At 45.5% G+C, this 22,363-nt stretch carries 15 protein-coding genes; 4 read left to right on the top strand and 11 right to left on the bottom strand.

What is annotated here, in order from left to right; translation table 11 throughout:
- Positions 1-45: 45 nt before the first annotated feature.
- The 4 genes from GPLA_RS20905 to GPLA_RS20890 form a co-directional block, all read right to left on the bottom strand.
- On the bottom strand, positions 46-3,189 hold the full coding sequence (locus tag GPLA_RS20905; RefSeq protein ID WP_007107019.1) for an efflux RND transporter permease subunit: 3,144 nt from the start codon (positions 3,187-3,189) through the stop codon (positions 46-48).
- Entirely contained in the window at positions 3,189-4,337 is a 1,149-nt protein-coding gene (locus GPLA_RS20900; RefSeq protein ID WP_007107018.1) for an efflux RND transporter periplasmic adaptor subunit, read from the bottom strand. The genes GPLA_RS20905 and GPLA_RS20900 overlap by 1 nt, the downstream gene beginning before the upstream one ends.
- Before the next feature lie 228 nt (positions 4,338-4,565).
- Complete coding sequence (locus GPLA_RS20895; RefSeq protein WP_007107016.1) at positions 4,566-6,575, bottom strand: RecQ family ATP-dependent DNA helicase; 2,010 nt, start codon at positions 6,573-6,575, stop codon at positions 4,566-4,568.
- 227 nt (positions 6,576-6,802) lie between these two features.
- Complete coding sequence (locus GPLA_RS20890) at positions 6,803-8,590, bottom strand: trans-sulfuration enzyme family protein (RefSeq protein WP_007107015.1); 1,788 nt, start codon at positions 8,588-8,590, stop codon at positions 6,803-6,805.
- A 273-nt stretch (positions 8,591-8,863) separates the two neighbouring features.
- On the opposite strand from GPLA_RS20890, the gene GPLA_RS20885 reads away from it, so the two are divergent.
- Together GPLA_RS20885 and GPLA_RS20880 are read left to right on the top strand one after the other, a co-directional pair.
- The gene (locus GPLA_RS20885; protein ID WP_007107014.1) at positions 8,864-9,841 is read left to right on the top strand and encodes a GGDEF domain-containing protein; all 978 of its coding nucleotides are present in this window, start codon (positions 8,864-8,866) and stop codon (positions 9,839-9,841) included.
- A 109-nt stretch (positions 9,842-9,950) separates the two neighbouring features.
- Positions 9,951-10,349, top strand: coding sequence for a DUF2750 domain-containing protein (locus GPLA_RS20880; protein WP_007107013.1), 399 nt, complete (start codon positions 9,951-9,953; stop codon positions 10,347-10,349).
- Between the two features lie 20 nt (positions 10,350-10,369).
- Here GPLA_RS20880 and GPLA_RS20875 read toward each other — a convergent pair whose 3' ends face one another.
- Positions 10,370-11,050 (bottom strand): UPF0149 family protein, encoded by a 681-nt coding sequence (locus GPLA_RS20875; RefSeq protein WP_040515602.1) that lies wholly within the window; start codon positions 11,048-11,050, stop codon positions 10,370-10,372.
- A gap of 374 nt (positions 11,051-11,424) precedes the next feature.
- Here GPLA_RS20875 and GPLA_RS20870 point away from each other — a divergent pair, with 374 nt between their 5' ends.
- Positions 11,425-13,605: a TonB-dependent receptor gene (locus tag GPLA_RS20870; RefSeq protein ID WP_007107010.1), complete on the top strand. Its 2,181-nt coding sequence runs from the start codon at positions 11,425-11,427 to the stop codon at positions 13,603-13,605.
- 108 nt (positions 13,606-13,713) lie between these two features.
- Here the strand turns inward: GPLA_RS20870 and GPLA_RS20865 are convergent, their stop codons facing one another.
- The 6 genes from GPLA_RS20865 to GPLA_RS20840 form a co-directional block, all read right to left on the bottom strand.
- Positions 13,714-14,841: a MalY/PatB family protein gene (locus GPLA_RS20865; protein WP_007107009.1), complete on the bottom strand. Its 1,128-nt coding sequence runs from the start codon at positions 14,839-14,841 to the stop codon at positions 13,714-13,716.
- Between the two features lie 20 nt (positions 14,842-14,861).
- Positions 14,862-15,251, bottom strand: coding sequence for a response regulator (locus GPLA_RS20860; protein WP_007107008.1), 390 nt, complete (start codon positions 15,249-15,251; stop codon positions 14,862-14,864).
- 52 nt (positions 15,252-15,303) lie between these two features.
- Positions 15,304-17,661: a DNA polymerase II gene (locus GPLA_RS20855; protein WP_007107007.1), complete on the bottom strand. Its 2,358-nt coding sequence runs from the start codon at positions 17,659-17,661 to the stop codon at positions 15,304-15,306.
- A gap of 19 nt (positions 17,662-17,680) precedes the next feature.
- Positions 17,681-19,567, bottom strand: a complete 1,887-nt coding sequence (locus GPLA_RS20850; RefSeq protein ID WP_040515576.1) for a diguanylate cyclase — start codon at positions 19,565-19,567, stop codon at positions 17,681-17,683.
- Positions 19,568-19,734: 167 nt separating this feature from the next.
- A complete protein-coding gene (locus GPLA_RS20845; RefSeq protein WP_007107005.1) occupies positions 19,735-20,184 on the bottom strand; it encodes a cupin domain-containing protein in 450 nt (149 codons plus the stop codon).
- Between the two features lie 385 nt (positions 20,185-20,569).
- Positions 20,570-20,965, bottom strand: coding sequence for a DUF3718 domain-containing protein (locus GPLA_RS20840; RefSeq protein WP_007107004.1), 396 nt, complete (start codon positions 20,963-20,965; stop codon positions 20,570-20,572).
- A 241-nt stretch (positions 20,966-21,206) separates the two neighbouring features.
- Here GPLA_RS20840 and GPLA_RS20835 point away from each other — a divergent pair, with 241 nt between their 5' ends.
- Positions 21,207-22,187 (top strand): Gfo/Idh/MocA family protein, encoded by a 981-nt coding sequence (locus GPLA_RS20835; protein WP_007107003.1) that lies wholly within the window; start codon positions 21,207-21,209, stop codon positions 22,185-22,187.
- Positions 22,188-22,363: the final 176 nt, after the last annotated feature.

Here is a 22,363-nt window from a genome sequence, read left to right as displayed (position 1 = left end):
TGAGCGCTAAAGATCTCAGCGCTCATGCTGTGGCAACCAACCCGCCTAGGGTTGCTCTGCTGATGTAAGCGTTTGAGCCGACGTAAGAGGCAAAGTGGTGATTTTTCGCTGCTCACGGCGCGCTTTTAACGCCAGTAAGCTCGGGGTCAGCACGAGCGTTAACAAAGTCGCAAACGCCAAACCACCAGCAACGGCGGTCGCCAACTGTGACCACCACTGGGTTGACGGTCCGCCGACATCCACATTGCGGCCAATAAAATCAATATTGATTTCAGCCACCATGGGTAACAAACCCAGTATGGTGGTCACGGTTGTCATCAATACCGGACGCAACCGCTGAGCCCCTGTGCGCAATATAGCATCAGTGGCACTATAACCCTCTTTGCGCAAAATATTATAAGTATCGATTAATACAATGTTGTTGTTCACCACTATGCCCGCTAATGCAATAACGCCAATACCCGACATCACTATGCCAAAGGGTTTCTGGAAAATAGCCAAGCCTAAAAATACCCCTACGGTGGAGAAAAGCACCGCACTTAGGATTAAAAACGCCTGATAGAAACTGTTAAATTGCGTGACCAAAATAATCGCCATAACAAATAAGGCGACCAAAAACGCATTCACTAAAAAGCCTTCTGATTCAGCTTGCTCTTCATTTTGCCCCTTGACCGTTAACGACACCCTAGGATCAAGGTTTAAGTCAGGCAATTGTGTTTGCAACTTGGGTAACTCAATACTGAGCAGCTCTCCTGGCGCCATGTTGGCTTCAACGGTAATAACACGTTGGCTATCCACGTGACGAATAAGGTCTGTTTTAGGCTGCGCTTCTCGCTGCACAAAATTAGTAATAGGTACCATGCCCGTGGACGTTTTCATGCGCAGCTCATCTAACTTACCGATGAAACGCGAATCAATCGGGTAACGAACTCGAATATCAAGCTCGTCATCCACATCATCTGGCCGGTACTCACCTATTTTCAAACCGTTTGTCACAAATTGTACTGTGCTACCTACTAAGGTTGCATCGGCACCAAAGCGCGCCGCATCTGCACGGTTAACCTTTAGCTGCCATTCAATACCCGGCTGGGATGCCGTGTCACTGATGGAGGTAAACTTATCGTTTTCATCTAAGGCATGCCGAACCTTCAATGCCGCTGTATTGAGTAATTCTGGGTAACGAGAAGACAACTGAATTTGCAGATCTTTGCCTGATTGCGGGCCGTTTTGATCCGGCGTTATTTCAATATCCAAACCCGCCATGGCTGATAGCCGCTGCTGCGTTTCCTTGAGTACTTCGTCAGAATGAGGACGTAAATGCCAATCCACTAAATTTAGCCGTAAATACCCAATTTGGTCTCGCCCACCGGTACGGGCATACAAGGTTTCGATTGCATCCATATCAATCAGCTTTTGCTCCACCTCTTGCACTATGGTGTCTTTTTCGTAAATGGACATATCACCGGAAGAGCGCACGGTAACATTGATACCACTGCTGTCGACTTTAGGGAAAAACTCCAAGCCCAGACCTGATGCAAAATACGCAAAAAACGATAACCCAGCGACCACAAAGGCAATCAGGAGCACTTTCCACGGATGGCTAATTGCTTTGGCTAGCAGGCGTACGTAACGTCCCGTAAAGCCGGTTAATTTGCTTAAATCACCATTTTCTGCGAGCAACATTTGCTCTTTGGCTTTGGCTGAGATGGTTTGCGGTTTACCAAATACGGCTCCCAACGTCGGCACAAACACCAATGCCATCACTAACGATGCAGACAGCACGGCAATCAGGGTGAACGGCAAATACTTCATAAACTCCCCCATCATGCCTGGCCAAAACATCAGGGGAGCAAAGGCCGCCAGTGTCGTCGCCGTTGAGGCGATAATCGGCCACGCCATACGCTGGGCCGCTTTAAGGTACGCCTGTTGTTTATTGGCTCCCTCACCCATGCACCTATCGGCGTACTCGGTGACGACAATTGCCCCGTCCACCAGCATACCTACCGCCATGATCAACGAGAACAGCACCACAGTATTTAAGGTGTAGCCAAACATAGCGATAATCAAAATACCGGTTAAAAATGAGCCGGGAATCGATACACCAACCAAAATAGCCGTACGTAAGCCCAATATGGCGACGATCACGACCGCCACTAAGATCACCGCACTAGAGACGTTATTTTGCAGATCGCCAAGCATCATATTCACATCGACACTTTGGTCTCCCGTGTAACTCACATATACACTGCTTGGCCAAATAGCCGTTTGCTGGGCACCTTCAATAAGCCCTTTCACATTGGCAACCGTTTCTAACAGGTTCTCACCCGGGCGTTTTTTCACCTCTAGGGAAACTGAGTTATCCCCGTTTAGGCGAGCGAAACTCGTGGGATCTTTATAGGAACGCCGGACTTGAGCCACGTCTTGGAAGGTGATAACCCGTTCGCCCACTACTTTAACCGGCTGCTCCATGACATCTTTAACGGATTCAAAAACCGACGGAACCTTGACTGCAAAGCTTCCTTTGCCATTATCCATGGTACCCGCAGGCACCAAACGGTTGTTACGAGAGAGCAAATTGAAGATATCATTTTGATCCAATCCGTAAGATTCCATCAACAAGGGATCAACGACGATTTCAACTATATCTTCCCGATCTCCACCTATGTCCACTTCCAGCACTTCACTGAGGCTTTCCAAGCGGTTTTGCAGTTCTCTCGCTACTGTGACCAGCGCGCGTTCCGCCACAGGACCAGACAAAACAACGGTTATCGCGGCCTGTTGACCGGCCATCGTCACTTCATGGATCGTTGGCTCTTCAGTCTCAGAAGGCAATTTAGCCCGTGCTACTGTCACTTTGTCACGCACATCCGCTAGGGCATCTTTTGAGTCTAAACCTGCGATAAACTCTAGCGTGATGTTGGCAAAGCCTTCACCGGCAGTAGCTTTCATCTCTTTGACCCCATCAATGGAGCGTAACTCTCGCTCCATGGGTTTGACTAGCATACGCTCTGCATCTTCAGGCGAAATACCATCGTGTACAATCGACACATAAATAAACGGAATGGGAACGTCTGGGTTCGCTTCTTTGGGTATGGTGACGTAAGTCACTGCCCCTGCCACTATGAGTAGCACAAACATCATCAATACAGTACGGCTATGGGTAAGCGCCGCAGCAATTAAATTATTCATTACTGGGCCTGCTCAATAGCACTGCCAGAAGCCTTAATTTTTGCTTGCTGGCTCATTTCGCTGTCATTGTATATTGCATTCACCTTATCTCCGTCACGTACGAAGCCATGCCCTAGGGTGATCACGTCAGTAATATCTCCCATGCCTCCAAGCCATACCCCCTGACTATCACTTTTCACTATATCAATGGGGATAAATTTTACATGCTCGTTTACAACGGTTTTTACCCCCAGATTTCCGTCTTCATCCAGTGCCATTACCGAAGGCGTGATACGCACTGCCATAGTGGTTTTTAGTGGCACAGATAACTCGGTACTCATGCCTGCCAAATAACCGTTACCTGGGTTATCGATAGCCACTTCAACTTTAAAGGTATTGGTGCCCATGTCTGACACGCTAGACACATAACGAATTTTGCCCTGTAAGGTGTTGCCGGAAATCATTCTTCCTGAGGCCGGCTGACCTAACGTCAGTGCTTGTACATCGCTCTCGGTGACGTCCGCTCGGATAATCAGCGGATCAAGGTCCACCAGCATCGCCACCTTGTCACCGTCTTTTAGTAGATCACCAAGCTCCACATGCCGTTCGTTCACAATACTATCGAATGGTGCGCGCAAAGTTGATTTTTCCACGGCCAACTGCAACGTGCTGACCTGAGATACTGCGGTTTCAAGATTCGCTTGAGCCTGGGCTAAGGTCGCCTTCGACTGGTAGCCTTGCTGACCAAGAGATTTTGCCCCTTCGAGTTCGATCTGACGCTGAATTAAGGTTGACTGGGCCGATGTCAAACGATTGCGTAAATCACTGGTTTCAATATCAATTAATGGCTCGCCTTGCTTAACGCTTTGCCCTTCTTCAACGTATATCTTTTCCACCAAACCACTGACTTCACTGCGCAAAGTCACCGCACGATTCGGCTCGGTTCGTCCATACAAGTTGATTTCCCGAGTAATCGCTTGGGCATTGACCCTTTCAACTCTGACGCTCACTAGCCCAGCATCTCGGTGTTTCGCTTCTTTACGCGCTTGGGCGTTGTTGTCCGCTTCGGCAAATAACATGCCTGAGGCTACCCACAGCGACAGGACTATTAAAATAACCAACGCTATCCAATAAGGTTGCAGGCGAAGGGTGTGCATCAACTTTGACATGGGGTTTCCTATACGACGAGCGCTTATGTTGGATGTTTCACTAAAAGCATACTGCTAAGGGAGCATTAAGAAAGTAGATTAAATGTTACTAAGATGTAAATTGATACCTTTTAATCCAATTTCAGTAACAAGTTATGTATTTTTTGTGATTTTATGCGCATTTGCCGCTTTGCTGCAATCATCGCTTACATCATTAGGTCTGGCAAAATGAACGTAAGTCCCATTAACTCATTGCGCTAATATCTGACTGACCACCTCTTTTACTGCGCCATACCTTACTTGGGCGCACAGTGCGTAACCAGAAACCTGACGGACTTTTAAGCGGGTAAACAAAGGCGTACTCATGCCCGTTAGAAAACGGCAGTAGGTGTCGGCGCTAGGCGGGTGCTCTTGTTTTTGCTGAATGTGTTTTGCTAACACTTGCATCGCCTCAGCCACTGCATGTGAATCAATGGCAGGGACCTCGTTGGTAACGTCTAAATACGCCACCTGCCCTTTACACACACTGCAATGCCCACATTTTTCAGGCGCTTGTTGATCATCAAAATAACGGGACAAATTATGACTCAGGCATTTATCCAGCCCAAAAAAACGCACTAACATAGCAATGCGTTTTAACTCTTTTTGTTCTTTATCCATGAAGTATGCGTACAGTTTTTCAGCCATTTGACCTTGATTGAGTTTTTCAACATCGACCTGAAACACCTCGGTCATTTGCTTCGTTTGCAATTCTATTAATTGATGTTGTTGTAAATACTCCAAGGCGGCCACAACCCGTGAGCGCTCACTGCCCGTTTGTGCAAACAAGCTATCAAAATTCAGACTGCCCCAGACTTTCTTAAAATCAGTATGCTGAAAAATAAGATTTAAAAATGCTTGCCGCTGCGCATCAAAGCGTCCTAATACTTCAGCTTTATCATGCAAAAACTTGTAGCGCACATCAGCAAAATAAGCATATTGCGGGCGCACTACGCCCAGTAATTCTAGCTGTACTAATAAGGTTTTAAGTGGCAACTGGCGAATATTACTCAGGCTTGATAAGGCATGAATTTGCACTTCCCATTGGTGACCGCGCTGGTGTTCAGTTAACTGGGCATCGCCAGCAACTTGCGTACCCTGGCGAATATCATTCAACACATGCTCGATGCCCCGTAATTCAGGTGTATCTCCATAGACAAAGTTTTCCACTGTATGCAGACCGTCCAAATTCCCTAGAGTCGTACAGTAAGACATTTGCCCGTCACGCCCCGCCCGGCCTATCTCTTGGCTATAATTTTCGATAGATTTAGGTAAGTCGTAATGCACAACAAAGCGAATGTCCGATTTATCGATCCCCATACCAAAGGCGATAGTCGCCACCACCACTTGGGTATGACCGTCCATGAAGTCTTGCTGAACTCCCTGACGTATTTCATCAGCTAACCCAGCATGATAGGCCTTAGCGACGACGCCATTTGCGGCTAATTGTTGGGCCACCTGTTCGGCAGTGTGCTGAAGGGTCACGTACACAATACCGCAGCCTTGCTGACGCTGAACCAGTTGCAAAAGTGTGTGCGCTTTTTGTTGCTCAGGTACGGCCAATATCTGTAGATCCAGATTCTGTCGATAAAAGCCCGTTTGCACTATATGTTCAGGTAAAATGGCAAAACGTTTAGCCATGTCGAGTTTGACCTTTTTGGTCGCCGTGGCGGTTAGCAGCAATACCAAAGGGATGTTCAATTGGGCCCGGTAATCTGGCAACTTCAGGTAATCTGGGCGAAAGTTATGCCCCCATTCAGAAATACAGTGTGCTTCATCAATCACCAACATAGACACATCAACACTTTCAATGAACTGCCTAAACCGTTCATTCTTAAAGCGCTCCACCGACACCATAAGTATTTTAATTTCACCACTGCGTACTCTTTCCATGGTTGTGCGCTGCTCGTCTGCGCTAAGCGTCGAATCGATACTTCCAGCGGCTATCCCCTTGCCTTGTAAAAAAGCCAATTGATCTTTCATCAAAGCCAGTAACGGCGAGACGAGTAACGTGAGGTGGGGCAGATGGACCGCGCAGAACTGGTAACATAAAGATTTACCAGAGCCAGTAGGAAAAATAGCTAAAGAAGAATGCCCACTTAGTAATTGAGTCACCGCTTGTTGCTGCCCGCCGCGAAACTGCGTAAAACCAAAAAGGCTAGCAAGACTGGCATGTTGAGCAGGTAAATCAGTGGCAAAAGTGGAAGGTGGCAGTGACATGGCGTGTTCCTTTGGCCTTCGAAAACTTCCAACCATGGGACATTGCAAACTCGACAGTTAACGAAAGTGCAGCGCTAAACTGAGTAAGAGTTTCGTCGACAAAACCAAGCAAAGAAAACGAGCGACTATGGGTAATAGTATGAATCGCTCAGTATAGGTAAAGCAGCAAGGAATTTCAGCCCTAATTATGCAACTGGCAAGTACTTAGGACTGGGGTTATCCATATCTTAATCAATCCATTCCTGCATCTTGCCTAATGATGCTTGCTGTTGCTGCATCACTTGGGTGGCCACGTCGCGATACAAGCTATCAATCTGCTCAGCAGACATAAAACCCTGACTAAAACCGGCATAAAGCGGGTCAATATGTAATCGTGCGCTGTTAATTAAATGCCCAATTAACGCTTTTACATTATCAGTTCCCATTGCCACACGCATGGTGGTCAAGTAAATACCCCCTTTTTGTTGGGTTTCTGCATCTAGTTCAGAATGTGATGTCAAGGCAGGACATAGAATGATGGTATTACTTTGGCCAATGCTGACCTGGTGGCTGAACGCAGGCTCAAGCCCGTCAAAAAAGCGCACGAATGTGTCACGATCAATATCACCGCCTTGCATATCCATGGTAAACAGTGGGCAAGACCAACCGTTGCGCATTTGGCTGGCGCGCAACTTGCTGTTGGGGTGGCCCTCTATGGCATGGCAATTTACATTGATATCGGGATGCGACGCCATAAATTGGCTGAACACAGAGGTGTTAATCACTTTTTGTAGCATACGCATTTCTAACGTTTTCATACCATTGAGTACGTCAAAGGCTTTTTCAGAGTCGAGAAATGCACCTTTAATGTAGTACACATCCCAGAACATGGTTTTTGACCAATCATAGCCGTTTGCACAATCCCCTTTTGCCTGAAACATGCGGTACCCCTGTCCTATCACCACCCCTGCTGTCGTTGCCCCGCTACCGCAAATGTCTTTGGTGTAGCTGTGCACCACATAATCTGGACGCTCTTGCTCATCATCGCGTTGCAGAGGTTGGTGTAAAACGGGCGTGGCTAACGTGGAGTCAAGCATGACTAAATGACCAGCACTGTGGCTTATTTTACTGATACCGGCAATATCAAGTACATAACCATGGGGATTACAGGGGGATTCGAGATATACATGCAGCGCGTTATTTTCCAGACGTTTGGCGTGTTTGGCTTTGCTCTTAACTAAAAATTCATCAAAGGCTAGGGCGGTATAACCATCAAACCACTCCAATTGAATGTTCAAACGATTTTCTCTGGCGAAAAAGTCATGTAGTAGCTGGTACACACCACCGTAAACATTGCGCGAGACAATCAGCACATCTCCGTGGCTCAACACATTGCACAATAAGGCATCGATGGCGGCCATTCCTGAGTTGAAATTCCACGCGAGATAATCTGCTGCATAGGGACCCGCTTCCAAATCTACAATAGCATTGGCCAACGATATGTTAGTGGGGTTTAACAAACGCGAGTAAATCTGATGCGTGGACTCTTTGCCCTGAAATGCATCATCAACCCATTCGGTACAGGCATAAACATAGGTGGCGGTGCGCACCACCACAGGTGTGGCAGAAAACAAAGCGGTGACATTATCGAACAAGGGATAATGATGTTTTGATAAGCCTGCTCCCCCTTGATTGGTCATGCTTTGGTACGTGGCTCTGAAAGGATTTTGCAAGGTATCGAGTACCTTAGCGATCTGAAATGATAAGAATTTTTTAGCGTTAAAGTACGCCACTTTATCTTGTTGGGCCAACTGCCCCAACGTCTCATTAGTGACCTTCCATAATTGATTCACATCCGCTTGAGCATGATACAAGTGGCTAGCGGCTTGATATAAAGCCTGGCCATAATCACTGTTCACGTCGATACCAAAATGCTGCAGCTGTTCCTGTGTCAGTTCGTCAATGCTGGCAGCCTGGGTGGTATTGCGTTTAGGTGAAAGAAGTTTAGCGTGGAGCAGGTGATTGTCATCGTGCATGAGTGAGTGCCATCCTTTTATAATTACTTAAAACAAAAATAATCCAAATTAAAATCGACAACAAAGCAATATAGGCAAATATTATTTTAATTTACAGGTGATATTGGAATTAAAACGTTACTAATATGTTAAGCGTAAAAATCGGCGCAACGGTCTAACACTTGAAATTAGTCGGATCTATCAGCAGTAATATTGGCAATAAAGGGGAAGCCCATTAATATAGGTTTATGGCTATAAGCCACTAATACGTATTAAAAGGAAGTTTAGGGCACTATGAAATACCAAAAACGTTCCTCAGAAGAGCAAATTGTCATGTCAATTAGTGCAGCAGCGGCACTGTGCATTTTGCCCTTCTTAATTATTCGTATTTATAATCAAGATTGGCACATCGCATTATTGGATTTTGTCGCTGTTGCCACCACCACCAGTTTGCTTGCTTATGTCTACTTTACCAAGCGTACGTTACTGGCCCGTTGGGTACTTTCGATTATCTGTATCGGTATTGCCACTGGTACAATCTGGCTTAAAGGGCCAGAACAGATTGTCTGGGTTTATCCTGCAATCATATGTTTGTTTTTTATTATCCCCCCTAATTTAGCGGCTTTGCTGTGCGTGATAACGGTTGCCGTAATTGGTTGTTTACTCTCATCGGACATGAGCATGCTAGATAACGTACGTTTTTATTTTTCCACCCTTATTACCTTTATTTTTAGCTACGCCTTTTCAGATCGCATGCTTTATCAACAAGCCCAGCTACTCATTTTGTCTTATAAAGATCCCCTTACCGGGGCAGGTAATCGCCGAGCGATGGAAGAGAAGCTGATTGAATTTGTGGCGCAACAACGCCAACAACCCGCTGACAATTCTGCCTGTTTGCTGTTGATTGATTTAGACGAATTTAAAAAAATAAACGATCGACAAGGACATGCTTGTGGCGATGACGTTTTGGCCCAAACTGCGGCCTTAATCGAACATATTCTGAACCCAAATCAGCATCTTTTCCGTTTTGGTGGCGAAGAATTCGTGGTGCTGGCCAGCAATACTTTGGAACAAACCATCGCCTTGGCCGAAAATATTCGTCAGACAGTCAACGATTTTCCTTTTGAGCAAGGTATACGCATCACAGTGTCCATAGGCTTAGCTGAATATCAGTCCGATGAAACGGGGTTCGAGTGGTTAGGTCGAGCCGATACTGCTATGTATCAGGCTAAATCAGCGGGCCGAGATCTGTGCTGTTTAGCGGCCTCATAAGTCGCCCCTAAGATTTGCGCTTTGTTTAGCCCATGCAAAACCGAAAGCCATTGGTATAGGCTCGCCCATCGGTTAAGATCAGTTAATAACTACATTAAAGGTAAACCCTATGAATCATGCGCTAGACCAAGAAAGCATCGACAAAATTGAGCGTTATACACCGGAAGAGCGACTGCGTTATTTAGTAAATGAAGTCGTTGCCCAGCAACAAATTTGGATCCTCACTGATCAGGATGGCTGCGTGATGCTCAATACTGAAGACGAAGACTGCGCCCCTGTTTGGCCTAACCAAGAATTTGCTCAATCATGGGCAACAGGTGAATGGCAAGACTGTGAAGCAAAAGCGATCAGTTTAGATAAGTGGCACGCTAGTTGGACATCAGGCTTAGAAGAAGACGATGTATTTATTGCTGTGTTCCCTAATCAAAACGAAGAGGGGTTAATCATTTCTCCCCAAGAGCTTGATTATGAATTGAAACAGAAAGCGAAAAAAACCATTCAACAGTGAGTATTCGCTTTGTGTAGCACTCAAAGCTTAGAGCTACCGGCGGGCTGACTAAAGGTTTCAAATTGATTGGGTAAATACTCAACTAATTGCCCTGATAATCCTACATAGGTTTTCAGGGCTTGCTCTAATGATAAAAAGACTGTGGGCAGCAACGCCACAAATTGTTGTGCATTTTGACGCTCTATCGCTTGCTCATACGCCAATGGCAGATCTGCAAAAGTACTTAACATAGTCAGGCAATGACTCAAATTTTTGCGCGCTAGGTCCATATTTTGCGGATGCTGTTTTTGCATTTTAAACCAAGCATTATTCCACACACTTTCAAGCTCACTATGACCTGCTAACACACCACTGCACCACTGAGATAAAGGTAACGTATTACTGGCTAATGTGTGTGCTTGTTGCGGTACCACATAGGTTTTATCTAGCGTCACCAGATTGTCACGCATCAAGCGTAATTGATGTTGCAACATTGCCATTAACAAATCCGTTAGTTTGTCGGCGGTATCCGTATCAGGTATTTGCCCATGTTGGCGAAAAATCCATGGTAGCCATACTTCAGGCATAGGGATTTCTGGAGAGGAGGCAACCGCAAAGACCAGCCCTTTTAAATAATCCACACTGAACAGCACACGGCTGAGTTCATCACTTTGGCAAAGTGCGTTAAGTTCTTGCTCTCGCGAAAATTCATTTGTCGTCATGCAGATATTTTCAGTTTTAGGTTTGTGCGCATTATCCGTAATATACAGGGTGCGTGCAATGCAGCAAAACGTAAGCTTGGCTAACTTAGGTGTTTTGCACACTTAAGCCCCAGGTGATTCTTTGGTCAACAACTGCACAGACCGTAGACATTGCTCGTGAAAAAGCACAGCGGATTTGAAGAACCGAAATTCCCCTTTGAATGAACATTCGTTCGCTGATGTTATTGCCTTAGGCAGCAATGCTATTCCAACCGCGAAATACCTAGGTCAAACCCATTCCTGCAAAAAATTTAAATTAAGCGTTGACTCAGTACATCCAATCAATGTTATATTATAACATCACCAACAACCAAAGAATGCAGTAAGGTCCCAACATGGCAGTGTTAAAATTATCAGCGCTTTGCAGCGCACTTCTCAGTGCGGGTGTGTATGCCGCAGACAAACCAATTCAAAAAGATGAACAGAGTATTGAGACCTTAATTATCACCGCCAATCCTATTGGTCGTTCAGTGCTTGAATCCGCCACGCCAGTTACCATCTTGGGTGGTGAAGCATTAGATAACTCACAAGCAGCAACACTCGGTGAAACCCTTAAAGGTGTGCCCGGCGTCAACAGTACTTACTTTGGTCCCGTTGCCAGCAGCCCTATCATCCGTGGGTTAGACGGCCCTCGGGTTAAAGTGTTGCAAAATGGCTTGGATACGTCAGATGCATCGCGTGTTGGCCCTGATCACGTCACCACAGTAGAGGCCTCGACGGCAACGCAAATAGAAGTGATGCGTGGGCCTGCCACGTTATTATACGGCAGCGGCGCAATTGGCGGGGTGGTTAACGTGGTCGATAACCGTTTACCCCGTGAACGTCAAGATGAGATAACCGGTGAAGTCGCCGCTTCCCATGATAGTGTTTCTAACGAAAAAACCGTTTCAGGGGATATCAATGGTGGCGTAGGCAACTTTGCTTGGCACGCCGATGGATTCACCCGTAAAAGTGATGATTACGAGATCCCTGATGAAGCGAGTGAGCCAGGTTCCGATAGTGTAGGCACATTGGAAAACTCAGCCATTGATGCCAGCGGCGGTACAGTCGGATTAGGTTGGATAGGCGATGACGTAAATGTGGCTTTTTCTTATGCGCGGCTAGATAGCGAATACGGGATCCCGGGACATGAGCATGAAGAAGACGAAATCAGCGAGCAAGACCACGAAGAAGAAAGTGTCTTTGCGCGTCTAAAGCAAAATCGTTACCAGTCTCGGGTCGATTGGCAAAACATAGACGGCCTATTTACCCAAGTACATTGGCTTAGTGCTTACACAGACTACGAACATAGCGAAATAGAAGATGGTGCCGTCGGCACAACCTTCAGTAATGAAGCTAAAGAGTCCCGTTTATGGGCAAAACATCGAGCGCTAAACGGTTGGGAAGGCGTGGTAGGGGTGCACTATAGTGCGACTGACTTCTCGGCCTTGGGAGAAGAGGCGTTCACACCGAGCACCAAAAGTACCTCATCAGCAGTTTTCATTTTAGAAGAAAAAAAAGTGGGTCCATTGCTGTGGCAACTCGGCGCGCGTCTTGAACACATAAAACATCAACCGGATAATAGTTTCTTTGCCACAGACGACGCAGATACACAAAGTGACATTCTCTTTGCCAATGAATCTTATAATGCAAATAGCGTTTCGGCCGGCGTGGTTTATACCTTAGATGATAAAAACTCACTTGCTTTCAATTATGCTCGCTCCGAGCGTGCGCCTTCCGCCGCCGAAATTTTCTCTAACGGATTACATATCAGTACCAGCACCTTTGAAGTCGGCGCCGGGTTTGATATTCAGTTGGACGAAGATGGCTATGAATTGGTGCAATCATCAAAAACGGTAGAAAACGAAGTCTCCAACAATGTTGACCTTACCTATCACTACCAAGGTGATGCAGTCAGTGCCAATATCAGCTTATTTTATAATGATATAAACAACTATTTGTACGAACAAGATAGCGGCCTTAATAGTGAGCAATTACACGTGCACAGTGATGGGGATGGGGATGGGGATGGGGATGCACTCGATGCTGAACACGCCCATGATGAGTCATCCCCCGTGTTTATCTTTCGCCAACAGGATGCCGTGTTATATGGTTTTGAAGCTCAGTTAGATTGGCACCTAAATGATAATCTACGTATTGAAAGTTTTACCGACTACACCCGAGCGTTATTTGATGAGCCCGCGAGCGAAGAAGGCAATCGCAACGCGCCGCGTATTCCAGCCATGCGACTGGGTATGCAGTTACATTGGGAGACGGATGATTGGCACGCTGAATTAGGCGCTACCCACTATGCAAAACAAGATAAATTTGCCGCTTATGAGACGCAAACAGATGGCTACACTTTAGTCTCGGCTGCGATGAACTACTACACCACAGTGGCTGATTCGGATGTTACTTTGTTTATCAAAGGCAATAACCTGACCGACCGAGTGGCTCGAGTGCATTCTTCATTCTTAAAAGATGTTGCCCCGCTGCCTGGACGTTCTATTGTGCTGGGTGCGAGAGTCAACTTCTAATTAATGAACCGATAGCATGATGTGTAATAAAAAAGCGCTAACCCCTGTTGTTTAAACGAGGGGTTAGCGCCTGCATATATTTAGTTTATTAAGACGGGCTATCTGTTGTTAGCTTTTAAGACAGGCAATAGCCTGCTCTAACTGCGCACGGGGACAACCGAAATTAATGCGTACAAATTGTTTATCGCCAAAATCAATTCCTGGCGAAGGGCCGATGCCTTTTTCTTCAAAATAAGCTTGTGGATTATCCACACCTAAACCGCTGGCATCTATCCAGGCTAAAAAAGTCGCCTGGGGCGCAATAACGCGTAATCCCTCGATTTGATTGATTTGCTCTACAAGATAATCGCGATTACCACGCAAGTAATCTAACTGCGCAGTTAACCAATCGTCGCATTGGGTAAATGCCGCCTGTGTTGCCACCAAACCCATCACATTCGCCCAGGGCACTAACCCTTGTGCTGCCTGGTTAAACCGTTGACGTACTTTGGCATCGGGAATAATCGCAAATGATGTGCCTAGACCCGCAACATTGAACGTTTTACTGGCTGCCATTAAGGTCACTGAATTGTCTTTGCCTGCAGCTAGTTTACCCGCAGGGATATGTTTGGCTTGGGTGTCTAAAATTAAATCACAATGGATCTCGTCTGAGCACAACATGACGTTATTGTTCGCACATATCTCTGCCACACGAGTCAATTGTGCTTCGTCCAACATGCTACCTACCGGATTCATAGGGTTACACAGAATAAATAAGCTACATTTTGGATCTTTGGCGTGACCTTCAAGCACGTCAAAATCAAGCATCCAGCGCCCATCGACTTCAACGGTAGGGACATCAGCACGCTGTAAGCCATTCAGTTTAGGTGCCGCAAGCATTGGGGGATAATTAGGGGTTTGCACAATCACTTTGTCACCTGGCTGACAATATGCTTTGCACGCAACATTAAACGCTGGTACCACGCCCGGTGTCCACACTATCCATTGTGGCTCAATTTTCCAGCCATACTGCTTGTCTAACCATTGAATCACAGCTTGATTAGCACCTTCAGCATGGGTAGGCAGTGTATAACCAAGTAAACCATGTTCTGCACGGGATTTGAGGGCGTCGATGATCGGCTCAGCACAGCGAAACTCGGTATCGGCAATCCACATAGGCAGAATATCTCGGCCTTTGTAACGTTCCCATTTATAGGCATGGGAGGGGGTTCTATCAATAATTTTGTCAAACTGCATAATTAGAAAAATCTCTTTATTTACGTTGGGCTAATTTTCTCTAGTAGGACAGACAACTTCTGAGTAAGGTCATCTGAACTAAAAGGCTTAGCAATAAAATCTGTCACGCCTAAGCGCTTTGCACTGATCACCAAGTCCTTGGTCGGATTGGCCGTAATCATTAAGAAGGGACAATTTTTGGACTTAGTGCGCAAGGTCTCCAAAATTTTAATCCCGCTGACACTCGGCATTTGCCAATCACAAATAACTAGGCCGATTCGCTGCGCGTCTTCACTTAACAAGAAGGCATTGGCTTTTATACTGCTGGAAAAAACCAAGATTTCACCAGTAACCAGCTCATCAACAATATGCTCAAGCAATGTTAGCGTAATATCATCATCATCTACGATCATTACATTTACGGCGTGCATATCTTCTCCTTAGAAATCAACACGGTTGACCAATAAACTGCGGGTTAGCTTACTAAAATAAACCGAGCTGAGCACTGGTTATGTCAATAAAAGACAACCCGATAAAAGGCAAAATACTTTCAGCAATGGGCTTTATTTGCTTATCAATATAGTGCTCATAATCTAACGCGCTGCTTTGATATTCAATAGGCTGTGCGCCATTTAGGGTAATAACATATGCTATTTGCCCTTTATGTTGATAACGAAGCGGCTTATTGAGTTGTGTATTTCGCTCATCCGCTAACCGTGCAGCCTTCACATGAGGGGGTATATTTTTTACGTATTGCACCAAAGGTCGCCTGATGCGTTTACGATAAACCAATTGCCCGTCAAGCTCGCCGTTACGCGTTTGCGCCACCACCTGTCGAATGTATGCTTTTACATCTTTATCTGCAAATACTCGTTGATAAAGCGTCAATTGAAATTTTTTTGCCATGGGAGTCCAATCCGAGCGCACCGACTCTAACCCTTTAAAAACAAGTTCATCTTCACTACCCGGTATGCGTTTTAGCCCAGCATAACGTTTTTTACTGCCCAGTTCTGAGCCCCGAATAGTCGGCATTAGAAAACGATTGAATTGGGTTTCAAATTCAATTTCAAGGTAATTGTCTAGTTGATGTTGCTCAGTGATATTGTGCGTCCAGCGTTGATTGATAGCGTGCTGCAATTCTACTCCCACTTTGTGCCCTTGCTCTGCTGGCATATTGTCACCTAACCACACAAAAATCGAATCCGTATCGCCGTAGATCACTTCGTATCCCATCTCTTCTACCCAACGGGCAGTGGTTTGCATAATTTCATGCCCACGCAACGTGATTGAGCTAGCAAGGCGAGTATCATAAAAAGGGCAACCACCCGAGCCCAGCACCCCATAAAATGAATTCATTAGTATTTTGATGGCCTGGGAACGCGCACTGTCGTTATTCCGTTTCGCGGTATCCCGCTGTTGCCACAAAGACGTAATGATGTCTGGCAAAAAATGCTTATCCCGGCTGAAAATCGCACTTTTAAAGCCTTGTATGCCTTTTTCTGGTTGCAACAAACCTTCTACTAACCCCAGGGGATCTATTTTAAACGTGCGGATAATCGACGGGTACAAACTCTTAAAGTCCAGTACTAATACATTGCGATACAAGCCGGGTGCAGAGGTCATCACATAACCACCTGGGCTGGCCAGTCCGCCATCTATGGGTCGATTCGGCGAAATATAACCTGCCCGATGTAATTTAGGTAAATAGAGGTTAACGAATGCGGCAACTGAACCCCCTACCCTGTTAAGCTCTAATCCCGTTAACTGACTGCGCAAGGTGAGAAAGTCCAAGACTTTCGTTTTGTCGAAAATATCTAAAACTAACTGACAATCTTGCAGGTTATATTCGGCAAGCTTGACTTTGGCATGTAAGAAATCATGCTTAATTTGCGCTAAGCGGTCGTTTACGTCCTCGCTTAATTTACCTTTGCCCAGCAAGGCTTGAGCGACAAATTCCAAGCTAAAACTACTGAACTGGTAAGTCGCTGTTTTAAGCGCATCTATCCCGTCTATCACGACTCGGCCAGGCATGCTGATATAACCTTGATTCACTTCATTTGGCGCGTCTCGCCAGTAAACCGCCTCACCGCCACGTCCTAATGTGAGCTTCAAGTTGTAACGCTGGGCTCGCTCAATCAGCAGACGAAAATCAAAATTGACCACATTCCAGCCAATCAATATATCCGGATCGGTTTGCTTCACCTCAGCGATAAAGCATTGCAGCAACGCTTGCTCATTACTGACCCACTGGATCCAATCAGGGCCATCTTGTGCATCGCCTATCATTAAAACTTTTTGATAATCAGGCCCAGCTAAACCTATGGAATATAGCTCGCCGTGTTCACTGCATTCAATATCAATCGATAACACTGAAAAATGCGGGGTGTACTGGGCGGGTTTAAGCAGGCATTGAGCGTAACTAGGGTAGTTAACACCTTGCTGTGGTGTACCTATGATATCAGCGCTGGCGCAAATAAAGCGCTCCATAAGATAACGATCGGCCAGCCGAATGTCAGCTTCGTAACACGTTATCCCCTGCACTCTCAAGCGCTCCTTGGCAGCATAGGCTTGATGAGTACGTGGGAAATATACTGCGCACACGGCTTGTTGGTCGAAGCGCTTTAACGGCAAATTTTTTAAGGTGCAGGGTATTTGGCTTTGCCTTAGAATATTTTGCACCTGATCGGCATCTTGTTGACTGACAAAAAATAACGGTTGCTGAGCAGTGGTAGTGACTTTAATCGGGCCATCGGCGCTAGATAACCAAAACTCTAAACAACTTTTACCCGCGATATCACGCTGATCCGAGGTAAGAATAAACCCTCGCTGTGTATTTCCCATAATATGCTGGTAAACCTAATTAAGAATTTGTGGACGTGCTCGTTGAGTGTACGACGACTTGATCACGACCTTGTGTTTTTGCCTGATACAGTGCGGTATCAGCATTCGCCATGAGTTGCATGCCGTCAATGCCTTGCCCATAACTGGTTAAGCCGATTGAGACACTAATTGATAACTCTGTAATACCCAGCACGTCACTGACTTTTGCCAATTTTCGACGCAAGCCATCAAGGGTATTATACCCATCTTGTAACGTGGTGTGGGGTAATAACACCAAGAACTCTTCTCCACCGATGCGCCCGAGTAAGTCAGATTTACGCAAATTGTCACTGCAGATCCGACTAAACTCGACCAACACACGATCACCCACTCCATGGCCGTAACTGTCATTAATTTTTTTAAAAAAATCGAGATCGATAATCGCCACACACAAGTCGTATTTGTAGCGCTGGGCTGCATTCACTTGTCGTTCGAGCTGTTCAATAATATGTCTTCGATTAAACAGGCCGGTCAGACTATCTGTGATGGCAAGCGTTGATAATGCGCGGCTTTGTGCCTTAACTCTATACACCATCCCCCCTAACAAGCAACACACCAAGACAGTGATACCACTGAACGACCACAAATATAGATTACGCTGCTCCTGCGCTTCAAGGGCGAAACGCTGTAACCGGTTTTGGTGTTCAAGTAACCGATTAGCTTGCTCTGACGCACGCACCTTATAAATCGCCCTGACTCTATGTATTTGCTCTGAACTTCGACTCTCATTATAGGATTCACTCAACTTAAGGGCGCGAGTCGCGAGTCCGTAAGCAGCGGAAAAATCACCTTGCGCGGCAGCCAATCGCCCCTCTAATATGGCCAATTGTATGGCATCAGCGGGCATAGTTTCCGGCATCAGAAATGAGATTGCGCTATCGCGATATTTTTGCGCTTTTTGGTAATCACCTGTAGCTAGCGCCACAATAAATAAGCTTCTGGATACTTGAAAGTCCATTGAAATATTTTCAGAACGGGCGAATATGTCAGCGGCAGCGCGCAAACGCTGCTCAGCAAGTGCATAATCCTGTTGCTCGATACTGATCTGTGCCAATTGCTTGAGTGCGTATCCCACTCCTTGCTCGTCACCTAGTGCACGGGCAATATCCGCGGACTCACTAATTTGCGCTTCGCCTACCACTACATTGCCAGCATAAAAATTAGCAGAGCCTAAACCAAATAAAACGATGCTTAGGTTCAGCGGTTCGTTGTGCTTTCTGGCGTGGGCAACTGCTTCGGCGTAATAAGGAATGGCTAACTCATAATCCCCACGTTTTTCGTACATGACTCCTAACATGCCAGCAATATTGGCTTTAGAAATCTTACCCGTATTGTGAGTAGTCCGGTCATACGCTTCAAGAAAGCTCTCCGCTGCAGCGCTGTATTCACTTAATGAAATAAACAACGAGCCACGCACATATAGACCCAGTAAAAAGGTGTCTTCATCTTCATTATCTTGTGCCCATACAATCGCATCATTGACTGCTTGTAATGCCTCAATAGATTTACCCGCCATCTCAAGGGCCGTGGCTTCTATCAATTTAATATTTTGATATAACCAAGGCTCGTTTTGTTGAGTGATAAACGACAAACCTTTTCTGGCACTGTCGATGGCTTTTTGTGGATAAGTCAACGCGTAATAGGTATCGCTTAATATCGCGTAATACTCAGCTTTGCTTGGATCGCTCGTATTGACTGACGGCGGTTTACTGAGTAACTCTGATAATACTTGTTGGGGCTGAGAAGTGAGGGTCGAAGTGAGGGTTTGATATTGCTCAGAAAAGCCAGAAACAACAGCTTGCGCAGCAATTACACAAGGAATGGTGCCAATAATCAACGAAATGCAAAACCATATGATCTTGACCAATAGTTGTCCCTTACTACCTGATATTTAACATTGAATAGCTCAAAATAACATACCTATAACCATGTTGACTAGCGTGCAATAAATGGCTGCATGGTTTGAACAAACCAGAATATTTGCCGCTTAAAAGCAAATATTCGGTATTTTTTGCAAGGTATGCTCAAGGTTCGTTAATTGGCGCTCGGTTGCTGGCTCTTCCAGCGACTAACCACAAAAACTAACGGGACCTCTCCTGTATTAAAGATACCGTGAGAGTCATTGGGCGCAACGTAAATCATATCCCCGGTATTTGCCGGAAACGTTTTACCGTTAACGCTCCATTCACCCTGACCTGAAACCACGGTTAAATACTCTTCATCTATATGTTCATGGGGCGGATGGATCTCAAAGCCGGGTTCTATCACGGCCATACCAGCTATGGCACCTGTGCTACCCACAGTGTCGCCGATAAAATAACTATAAAAAACGGCACCATCGTAATGGCTCACATCCGCTTGCTGACGAGTGACAACCTGAGTTTGTATAAGACCCTTTTCTTCAACTTGTGCCTGAGCGTTGTAGGACATTCCACTGAGCCCAGAGCCCATTGCGAGTAATATTGAGAGTGTTTTTGTTTTCATAGCTTTTATCTTATCCGTTCTAGAAAGGGTTGATGTCCATTTGAGCACGCGATTTATGCTCAATACTGATCATGCACCCAACACATTACTTTATCCTGCACGGCGTTTAAATAGTGAACATGCCGGTTAATTTAAATCGATAGGCGTTTGTGATTTACCGTAATAGACCGGCATTGGAAAAGCCATGACCAACTACTGCTGCACGTTTTGTTCGTACTCAGCATGCCAATGAATAATGTGACGTCAAAATAAAAAGCTTTGTTTTACAGATAAAAAAATAGCCCCATATGGGGCTATTTCTTAAGGAGCAAGTAGCGCTACCTGCTTACCATGTTGAAACTGTTTTTCGTCGTTACCAAGTAAAGGTGATTGACGAATGAATCATTTAGATACGGTCGTTAAGTACACTCATGATAGGTGACGCATTTAAACCGTTTTCCGATGCCCAAGCGATAACCGTTTTACCGTCTTGCTCAGGTGTGGACAAATCACTTTTTGGCATTTTCTTAACCAATAATGTACCGGCTTCAACCGCGTCGTTAAGCATAGCGGTACGAATTAAGCTGTTACCGCCGCAAGAAATTCCTGCGTAATAATCTTGTAACTTCAAACGGTAGTCGGATTGAACTCGCTTCATCTTTTTACGTAGTTCGCCTTTGTCATCCGCTTTTACTATGGTGCAAATATTTTGCAATGCTTCTGCTACGTCTGCTTGGGCAACACCTGACATCATTAATGAAGTGGCGGCGATAGCGATAGAAGTTTTAACTATTTTCAACATGGTCAATTCCTCGGTTCTTAATAAGTGATTATCTCGTTTCGTTGGAGCAATTAAACCCCATTCTCTGAGAGAGAAAAATCTATAAGGCGATACTAAGGTATCCCATAACATACCAAACGCCCCTTACCAAATATCACTTTTTACTCAAATCAGTGGGTTCATTTCAGATAAACGTAAATGCATAACAATGCGTCACAGGTTAGCCTTGAACAGCAACCAATGAACACATTAGGACGTTACAATGAGCGCTCAAGAAAAAATCCGCTGGGGAGTACTGGGCGCAGGTCGTATCGCCCATACATTTTGCCAAGATATTATCCACAGCAAACATGCTGAGCTTAAAGCGGTAGCAGCACGAAGTATCCATTCAGCAAGGGCATTTGCGAGCAGTTACAATCTTGCTCATGTGATTGAAGGCTATCAAGCTCTTTATGCACACTCTGAGGTGGATGCAATATACATTGCCACGCCACACACGTTTCATTTCGAGCAGGCTAAAGCGGCGCTTTGTGCCGGTAAACATGTATTGTGTGAAAAGCCAATCACGGTCACTCCCGAGCAGTGCCAGCAGTTGATGAATATTTCGGCCCAAACCGGATGTTTTTTAATGGAGGGCATGTGGACATACTTTTTACCCACTATCATTCAAGCAAAAAAATGGTTAGATAGCGGCAGAATCGGCGAAATAGTCCATGTTAAAGCAGATTTTGGCCACCCTGTAACATACATCGAAGGCGATCGCATGTACAATCCACAGCTTGCTGGCGGGTGTTTACTCGATATGGGGATTTATACCTTAGCGATTGCTCAGCATTTTATTGGTCAGCAACCGATACATAGCCAAACCTGTCACCAAAGGGCAAAAACGGGAGTGGAAGACGACCTCACTATTTTAGCCCAATATCCACACGCCACCGCCACATTAGCCTGCTCATTCAGAGCTAAAATGCAGAACTCTGCATATATAATCGGAGAAAAAGGGTACATCGATATCGCAAACTTTTGGCGAGCAGACAGCTGTGCGTTATATCAAGCAGACCGTAAAATCGAGCAGTTCAGAGAACAACGAAAAGGCTCTGGGTTTGAGTTTCAAATCGAAGCCGCCAGTCAAAGTATTCTTGCAGGAGAGCTTGAAACGAAATTGATGCCTTTATCCACCAGCTTAATATTGCAACAACAAATGCAAGACATATTGGCTGCTATTGCTCAAGCAGATAAATAACCAGCAGGCATTTAACTGGTGCCATTGCATTTGTCGATGTTTTCAATCCCACAAGGTTTCGTGGCGGGCTTTTCTACCGTGGCTTTAGCTCGGCCCTTCTGTACCGTCAGCGAACCGCAGCCGGTACCAGTAAACAGCATGATTATAATCAGTAGTTTATTCATAATTCTTGGGTC

The organism is Paraglaciecola polaris LMG 21857 (assembly GCF_000315055.1).
Taxonomy (GTDB): Bacteria; Pseudomonadota; Gammaproteobacteria; order Enterobacterales; family Alteromonadaceae; genus Paraglaciecola; species Paraglaciecola polaris.
This window is presented reverse-complemented; position numbering and strand designations above follow the sequence as displayed.